This window comes from Methylacidimicrobium cyclopophantes (assembly GCF_902143385.2).
GTDB classification, from domain to species: Bacteria; Verrucomicrobiota; Verrucomicrobiia; order Methylacidiphilales; family Methylacidiphilaceae; genus Methylacidimicrobium; species Methylacidimicrobium cyclopophantes.
Map to the genome: position 1 here is coordinate 1 of NZ_CABFUZ020000270.1, position 8420 is coordinate 8420.

Here is an 8420-nt window from a genome sequence, read left to right on the forward strand (position 1 = left end):
CCCGCCGAGGCGGCTCCGGGAGAAAGCCGGCTCTCTCCCTTCTCCATCATGCGGGAGCAGATCGGCGCCCGCCTCTTGGCCAGCAAAACGTCGATTCCGCACTACTACCTCTCGATCGAAGTCGATGCCGCCCCGCTGCTCGCCCTTCGCGCCGAGCTCAACGAGACCGTTGGAGCCCTCCCATCACCCGAGAAGTTCAGCGTCAACGACTTCTTTCTCAAGGCGACGGCCGAAGCCGCCCGCCGGGTTCCCGAGGTGAACGTCTCCTGGGAAAAAGCGGGGATCCGCCAATACCAGGCGGTTCACCTCGCGGTAGCCGTTGCGGTCCCGGACGGGCTCATCACGCCCGTCATCCGGAACGCGCATCAAAAATCGCTCCGCGAGCTCGCTCGGGAAGCAAAGGAGCTGGCGGCGCGGGCGCGCGAGCGAAAGCTCAAGCCGGAGGAATACACCGGCGGGACGTTGACCCTCTCGAATCTCGGAATGTACGGCATCGAGTCGTTTTCCGCGATCATCAACCCTCCGCAAGCCCTCATTTTGGCGGTCGGCGCCGTGACCAAAAAACCTGTGGTCGATGGAAACGACCGGATCGTCGTGGGCCAGCGCGTCCACCTGGTTGCCTCCTGCGATCATCGCATCATCGATGGGGCGATCGGTGCCCGCTTCCTCCGGGAAATCCAAGGGCTGCTCGAACGGCCGCTCGCTCTCTTGCTATGACGAGAGTCGGTCGATCCCCGTTTTAATTTATGGCTCCCCCCTACGATCTGATTGTCCTGGGCGGAGGACCCGCGGGCTACGTGGCCGCACTACGGGCGGCGCAACTCGGGAAAAGAGTGGCCTGCATCGAGCAGGAGAGGCTCGGGGGCACCTGCGGCAACTGGGGCTGCATCCCCAGCAAGGCCTTGCTCAAGAGCGCGGAAGTCTTCGAGCTCTTTTCTCGAGCCCAGGAATTCGGCCTCCGGTCCCATGATCACGATTTCGATTTTCCTGCGATCATCGAACGCAGCCGCTCGGTGGCCGCGCGGATGGCCGGCGGCGTCAAACACCTCTTCGAGGCTCGCGGGGTGGACGAGCTGCGAGGGAAAGGCCTTCTCCTTCCCGATCGAAAGGTCCGGCTGATCCGAGACGACGGGGAAGAGACCTTAGCGGCCGAGCATATCCTCCTGGCAACCGGCTGCCGCCCGAGAACCCTGCCTTTTCTCCCCGTGCAAGGGGAACGTGTCATGACCAGCAGGCAAGCCCTCGCTTCCACAGTGCGTCCGGAATCGGTCGCGATCATCGGGGGAGGAGCGATCGGGGTGGAATTTGCCTACTTTTACTCCGTCTTCGGCAGCCGGGTCACGATCGTCGAGCTTTTGCCGAGCCTCCTTCCGGGCTCTGATGCGGAAGTGGCCAAAGGATTGACGCGAAGCCTGAGCAAACGAGGGATCCAGATTCTCACCGGCGCGAAGGTGGAATCCGCCCGGATCGGGGAAAAGTCGGTTCTCCTCGAAATCGGCGGCAAAGCTCCCCAGCGGCTCGAAGTCTCCTCGGTCCTCGTCGCCATCGGCGTAGAACCCAACCTCGACTCGAGCTTGGCCCCTGGCGTCTCCTTGGAAAAGGAGGGTGGCTTCGTCAAGGTGGATTCCCGCTACGAAACCTCCCTACCCGGCGTCTTTGCCGCCGGCGACATCATCGGCCCTCCGCTTTTGGCCCATGTGGCATTTCGAGAGGGAATGGAGGCGGTCGAGGGGCTCTTCGTGCCGGGAAAGGTTCCCGCCCGCGTCGATCGATTCCCCTCTTGCGTCTACTCTCAACCGCAAGTGGCCATGCTCGGGCTTACCGAAGAGCAGGCTCGGGAGAGAAAGTTGGCGTTCCGGGTAGGCCGCTATCCGTACACGGCAAACGGGAAGGCGATGGCTTCCGGGGATTCCACGGGATTCGTCAAGATCCTCTTTTCCGAGCCCCACGGCGAGATCCTGGGTGCCCACATCCTCGGAGCCGAGGCGAGCGAGCTGATCGCCGAGCTCTCGGTGACGATCGCCTCCGAGGGGACTTCCAGCGAGCTCCACGACGCGATCCATCCCCATCCCACCCTCTCGGAAATGATCGGCGAGGCGGCCTTGGTCGCCGAAAAGCGACCCCTGCACATTTAATGTAGCGGAATGCCTTGCAAGCCGGCTCGGGCAGACGGCGACACGGCCTCTCCGCTTCCGCCGGACTCGGCATCCTTCCTCGCCGCGGGGAGAGAGGGGGAGCTTCGATGAGAAGCCGGAGACCCTCAGCCGCTTCAAGCAGGGCGCCCGATCCCTCATCCCGCCGCTTTTGCAACCATCCGGCCAGCGACCACGCCAGAGACGATTCCAGCCGTGGCAAGACCACTCCGGAATCGGAGGCCTTTCCGAAAGGGGGCCTGTCGATTCGATGGCCCGCGACGGGCCGCCGGAAGATTGGCGAGAGCTTTCGCAGGAAGGCTCGCTGCCGGGGAGCCCGGAAAGGAGGGAATCTCGGCCAAGCCTGCCGGCGCGGAAATTCCCTTCCTCATTTGTGGACGGAAGCTTGATTCTTATCCGAACTGCTGTCTAAATGGCATTTCGCTCCGAAGCTCGGGGGTCAAAAGCGAGCCTGCGGGGGCCACCTTCGACGACCGAGAAGCGCGATCGATCGATGTCGTGTCCGGTGCGGGAGGGATGCCGCAGCCGAGCTGGAGGAGCGATCTTCGAGGAGCGGAAGGAAAAGGAGAGTCTCACCGGCAAAGGGTCGGCTTTCGCTTCGGAGACCAATCAAAATAGAGAAGGAGCCTGGAAATAGGAGAAAGCCATGAGCGAGAAAATCGGTTTTGTCGGGTTGGGGCGCATGGGAGCCAATATGGCTCGCTGCCTGCATGATAAGAAGTTCAACGTTACCGCGGTCTACGATGTTCGGCCGGAAGTGACCGCCGATCTAGCGCGGGAGATCGGAGCGACGGCCTGCTCTACGCTTGCGCAAGTCACCGAGCTTGCCGATGTGATCTTCACGGTCGTCACCGACGACAAGGTGCAGCTTCAGATTTTCGAGGCTCCCGACGACAACCTTTTACAAGGAAAACCCTCCGGCAAGGTATTCGTCAATTGCGCGACGGTGAGCCCCAAGACGCACGTGGCGGTGGAAGGGATCGTCGAAAAGGTCGGAGCTTCCAGCCTCGAGGGCTGCATGGCTTCGAGCATTCCGCAAGCTCGGCAGGGAACTCTCTATCTCATGGTCGGCGGCAAAGAGGCGATCTTCCAGAAGGTCAAGCCCATCCTCGATGCTCTGAGCACCGCCCTCACCTACGTGGGAGGAACCGGGAAGGCGGCCCAAGTAAAGGCGTTGGTGAACATGGTCATGAACATCAATACGCTCGGGCTGGCCGAGGGATTGGGTCTCGCCCATGGTCTCGGACTGGATCTCAACATGGTCCGCGAAGTCTTCAGTCAGACGGGAGCCGCCTCGCGTGTCCTGCAGACCGATGGAGAAGACATGCAGAACCGCGAACATAGCTGCTTCTTCTCGGCCGAACACGCGGCGAAGGATTCCGGAATCGCATTGGCCCTTGCTCGGGAGTTGGGGTTGCATCTCGCTCTGGCCGATGCAACGAAGTGCCAATATGACCGGTTGGTGAAGCTCGGCGCGGGCCAGCTCGACAAATCGGCGATTTCCGAGCTCACCTTCCTCGACCGCAGAGCCCGGGAAATCCCCGAGTAATTTGGAAGAGGAGAATCGATCGTCAACAAAAGGGCCTTCCCGAGCGGGAAGGCTCTTTTGTTTTACCCCTCGGGAGAGGGACCCTTGGCCGAGGACTCGTAAATCCCATCCGTCTTTGCCGCCATGACGAAGTCATTCCGGTGCAACCCGCGGATCTTGTGCGTCCACCAGCTCACGGTCACCTTTCCCCACTCGGTGAGGATCGCGGGGTGATGGCCCTCTTGCTCGGCCAGCTCGCCGACCCGCTGGGTGAAGCGCAGGGCGGCGGCAAAGTCGGGAAAGGAGAAAACCCGCTCCAGGATCGGTATGCCATCCCTCTCTTCCACCTTCCAAAGGGGAACTTCTTTGCGCAGCTGCGCAATCTCGGCATCCGTCAGCCGAGGCGCATCCTTCCGGCAAGCGACGCAGCGTTCTTTCGTTAAGGTCGTCTTCATAGCAAAAGCTTACTCCACCCCGCATCGATCGCAATCCGCGGTGGATCGCACCGCAGAAAGAAACGGAGCCGCGGGATGGGCCCCGAACTCCATCCCGGCAGGTCCGCTTCCCTCCCCCGGATTTCCCTAATCCAGGCCGAAGACGACCAGCTCGCCTCCCGGAGTCGTCGATTCGGGCAGGTGCGAAGCGTAGGCGGCTCCATCCGCCCCCATGGCGGCCCGCGGGTCGCTTTTGGGCAAATCGACGGCGACCGGCAACCCGAACCAGCCCCCTACTCCAGAATAGACGGCCACGTACTCCTTATTATCCGGACCGAGGAAGGCGATGGGGGTGCCGACGATGCCGGAGCCAAGCTTCTGCTGCCAAAGGAGGACTCCGGTGCGCGCGTCGACCGCCTTGAACCATCCGTCGAGCGTACCGTAGAAGACCAATCCTCCGGCGGTCGCCAGAGCCCCGCTCCAAACCGGAAACCTCTCCTGGATCTCCCAAGCCCGTCTCCCCTTGACCGGATCCCAGGCGATGAACTCCCCGTAATACTTATCCTTCCCCTCGTGCCCGGAATAGAGGATGAGATCGGCTCCGATATAGGGACTCCCCGGAATATAGCGAGCCTCCACGGGCTCGATATCCATACAGAGGTTATTCGTCCCGACATAGAGGAGATGGGTCTGCGGATCGTAGGCCGCCGGCTGCTGATTCTTCCCACCCATCGCCGAAGGGCAGACCCCTTTCACCTCGATCCCTGCTTTGGTTCTCTTTTCCGGAACTTCTATCGGCCGGTCATCGCCTCGGTTGATTCCCTTGGCCCAATTCACGTAGACGAAGGGGGTCGCCAAGAGGACCTCTCCGGTCCCGCGGTCGAGCGTGTAGGCGAAGCCGTTCTTGTCAAAATGGACCGCGCATTTCCGCATCGTCTTTCCGATTGGAAGATCGATGAGGATGAGCTCGCTCGTCCCGTCATATCCCCACGAATCCCAGGGCGTCATCTGGAAAGCCCACCGGGCCTTCCCCGTTCCCGGTCGGCGTCCCCAGAGGGTGCAGGACCATTTATTGTCCCCCCCTTTTCTTTCATCCGGATTCCAGGAGCCCGGATTACCGCTCCCGTAGTGGAAGAGATCCAAATCGGGATCATAGCTGAACCACCCCCAGGTCGTTCCGCCTCCCAGCTTCCACTGCTCTCCGGGCCACGATCTCGTTCCCTCTCCGTCACCTCCATGACGAGGGCACTCCTTGTTGAAATCGCCTTCGAGCAAAATGTCGTCGTCGGGGCCTTGGCTGTAGGCTACCCAGCGCGGCTTGCCCGTATTGATGTCGTAGGCATTGACACGGCCTCGGACCCCAAACTCTCCACCGGAGATTCCGACCAAGACCATATCTTTGATCACCATGGGCGCTCCGGTGATCGTCTCCCCTCGAGCGATCTCGCCCTGCTTCACTTTCCACACTTCCGCGCCGGTGCGGGCATCCAGAGCGATCAACTGTCCGTCCAACGTGCCAAGGAAAATCTTCCCCATTCCGTAAGCGACACCCCTGCTGACGGTGTCATAGCAAGCCTCGGTGACCGCGCTCGCTTTTTGAGCCGGCGTATACTTCCACAAAATGGAATAGGGCTTCTGCGCCAGATCGAGAGCATAGACGGTGTTTGGAAAGGGAGAGTGAACGTACATCGTGCTGCCGACGACGAGCGGCCCCCCTTCGTGGCCCCGAAGCGCCCCGGTCGAGAAGCTCCAGGCGACATGGAGCCTTTCGACCGTTCGCGTGTTGATCTGGTCTAATTCGCTATAGCGGGTTGCGGCATAGTTCTTGGCCTGCATCGGCCACTGGCCGGGATCCGATCCGAGCCGGAGCAATTCCTCGTTGGCCCGCAACGAGAACGGAATGGCGCAAAACCCAACCAGCAGGTATACCCAGCTCGTCCGCGAGAGACACCCATGCCCGATCCGCTCCCCTCTCTCCTTCGATTTGCTCCCCATTTTTGCTCCTCCTCCACCCATTCCTCTTCCGCGCCTTCACGCGGCCGGACCGCCTCTCCGATCCCGACCGCCCCCTCGCCAAGCCGCGTACACTTTCCCCGAACGAAACTCAGCGCATTGTATCGAGAGGCAGACACATGCCCATGAAGTTTTTTCCTGATCTGGGGCCTTTTCGCTCCTCTCCCTTTCGAACCCTTTTTTTCGGGCAAGCCTCCTCCTTTCTCGGCAGCTGGATCCAGAACGTCGGCCAAGGGTGGCTCGTCTACCAGATAACCGGCTCCCCGTTTTGGCTCGGTCTTTTCGGCTTCGCGAGCTCTCTTCCTCTCCTTCTCTTTTCCCTCCCCGCGGGGGCAGCGGCGGATCGCTTCCCACGACGCAGAATCGTGATCCTCGCCCAAGCTGCGGCGCTGCTCCTCTCTTTCCTTCTCGGCATACTCACCTTTTTCCATCTTCTCTCCCTGGTGACTCTCGGGATCCTCGTCTTCTCCCTCGGACTCTCCGGCTCGTTCGAGCTCCCCGCACGGCAAGCCCTTTTCCTCGACCTGGTCCCAAAAGAGGAGATTCGCGCCGCGATTGCTTGGAACTCCTTCCTCTTCAATGGGGCTCGCTTGATCGGGCCGGCAGCCGCCGCCTTCGTGATCCCTTCTCTGGGCGTCGCCGCCTGCTTTTGGGCCAACTCCCTCTCCTACGCATTTTCTCTCCTCTGCCTTCTCCGGATCTCCCCTCCCCCACAGAGATCCCCCGGCAAGGCTTTTTTCCGCTCGCTTCGGGAAGGAGTCCTCTACATCGCTTCCACCAAAGCCCTCATGGGCCAGGCCGTCTGGATCGGCCTCGTTACGATTTTTGGCTGGTCGTACACGATCCTGCTCCCCTTCTTCGCCGAAGGGGTGCTCCATAGCGGCTCCCGAGGGCTCGGGCTTCTGCTTTCCGCGAACGGGGCCGGATCCCTCTTGGGAAGCTTGACCGCCGCAACCTTCGTGCGGAACGTCTCCCTTCCGCGCGTCGTCTCCGGCGGCATCGCTCTCTTTCTTCTTTCGGTCGGCTCTTTTGCTCTGTCGCGATCCTTTCCTTGTTCCGCGACGCTGCTCGGGCTGGCGGGCTTTGGATTGGTCGTCTTCCTCTCGGCGGCGAACGCCTTCCTGCAAGAAAAGGCGACCGAAGAGCTGCGGGGACGCGTCGTGGGAATCTCCGCCCTCCTCTTTCAAGGCCTCTTTCCCATAGGAAGCTTGTTTGCGGCACTCTCCTCCCGCTCCTGGGGGGCGCCGGCGACCGTCCTCCTCGGCGTCTGCCTTTGCGCTTGCGGGTCGCTTTGGATCGGCTTTCGCTGCTTTTCTCGGACCGCTCGGAGCGGTTGGGAAGAGGGCGATCGAGGACGAAGCTAGCCGCTTTTTCTCCTGAGCGATTCTGCGGCGCCTTCCCCCTTGCCATCCGTCCGCAAACAAGGAAGAGTGGCACCGAATCTCATGAACAACACTCCCATCACGACTCTCTTTTTGGATCTCGGAGGAGTCCTTCTTTCCAACGGCTGGGATACCGCCTGCCGCCGGAAAGCAGCCGAAGCTTTCAACCTCGATGCTCGGGAGATGGAAGAGCGCCATCACCTCACCTTCGATACTTACGAGGTCGGCAAGCTGACGCTCGACGGCTACCTGGAACGCATCGTCTTCTATGAGAGCCGTCCGTTCACGATGCAGGAATTTCGCCAATTCATGTTCGCGCAGTCCCGCCCTTTTCCAGAGATGATTGAGCTTGTGCGGAAGCTCAAGGAGCGCTACCGGCTCAAGGTAGCGGTGTTGAGCAACGAGGGACGCGAGCTGCAGGTCCACCGGATCCAGGCCTTCGGCCTGGCTTCGTTCATCGACTACTTCATCGTCTCCTCGTTCGTTCACCTGCGGAAACCCGACGAAGACATCTTTCGGCTCGCGCTCGACGTCTCGCAGACGCCTCCTTCCCAGTGCGCCTATATCGAAGACCGCCCGATGTTCGTCGACGTGGCTCGCAAGCTCGGGATCGAAGCGATCTGCCACCGTGGCTACACGACCACGAAGGCCGCTCTTGCCGGCCTGGCTCTTTCACTCGACCCGGAGGGCGACGGCGGTTGACGCCGCCCCCAAGAGCGGTTTAGTTTGTTGCGGCGCCGGAAGAGGCTATCGCTCCGCGTAACAGGGGAGAGGAAAGTCCGGACGCCTCCAGGGGAGCGGGCCGTGGGAAACCGCGGGACCAAGAGGGCGAAAGCCGCTTGGGACGGAAAGTGTCACAGAGAAGAAACCGGATCGGAAGAGCTCGTATGCCGTCTTCTGCTTGAAAAAA

7 protein-coding genes are annotated in these 8420 nt (G+C 61.4%); 5 read left to right on the forward strand and 2 right to left on the reverse strand.

What is annotated here, in order from left to right:
- The 3 genes from FN369_RS10800 to FN369_RS10810 form a co-directional block, all read left to right on the forward strand.
- On the forward strand, positions 1–717 hold a 717-nt coding region (locus tag FN369_RS10800), incomplete at its 5' end, for a 2-oxo acid dehydrogenase subunit E2 (RefSeq protein WP_178087822.1).
- A 29-nt stretch (positions 718–746) separates the two neighbouring features.
- The gene (lpdA, locus tag FN369_RS10805) at positions 747–2135 is read left to right on the forward strand and encodes a dihydrolipoyl dehydrogenase (protein ID WP_142526139.1); all 1389 of its coding nucleotides are present in this window, start codon (positions 747–749) and stop codon (positions 2133–2135) included.
- A gap of 664 nt (positions 2136–2799) precedes the next feature.
- Positions 2800–3702 carry an NAD(P)-dependent oxidoreductase gene (locus FN369_RS10810; protein WP_142526140.1) on the forward strand — a complete coding sequence of 301 codons (903 nt, stop codon included), beginning with the start codon at positions 2800–2802 and terminating at the stop codon, positions 3700–3702.
- A gap of 62 nt (positions 3703–3764) precedes the next feature.
- Here FN369_RS10810 and FN369_RS10815 read toward each other — a convergent pair whose 3' ends face one another.
- Both FN369_RS10815 and FN369_RS10820 read right to left on the reverse strand, forming a co-directional pair.
- On the reverse strand, positions 3765–4136 hold the full coding sequence (locus FN369_RS10815) for a 4a-hydroxytetrahydrobiopterin dehydratase (protein WP_142526141.1): 372 nt from the start codon (positions 4134–4136) through the stop codon (positions 3765–3767).
- 126 nt (positions 4137–4262) lie between these two features.
- The gene (locus tag FN369_RS10820) at positions 4263–6110 is read right to left on the reverse strand and encodes a PQQ-dependent dehydrogenase, methanol/ethanol family (RefSeq protein WP_142526142.1); all 1848 of its coding nucleotides are present in this window, start codon (positions 6108–6110) and stop codon (positions 4263–4265) included.
- A 143-nt stretch (positions 6111–6253) separates the two neighbouring features.
- Here FN369_RS10820 and FN369_RS10825 point away from each other — a divergent pair, with 143 nt between their 5' ends.
- Complete coding sequence (locus FN369_RS10825) at positions 6254–7492, forward strand: MFS transporter (RefSeq protein ID WP_178087823.1); 1239 nt, start codon at positions 6254–6256, stop codon at positions 7490–7492.
- Between the two features lie 81 nt (positions 7493–7573).
- Complete coding sequence (locus FN369_RS10830; protein WP_142526144.1) at positions 7574–8212, forward strand: HAD family hydrolase; 639 nt, start codon at positions 7574–7576, stop codon at positions 8210–8212.
- The last annotated feature ends 208 nt before the right edge of the window (positions 8213–8420 follow it).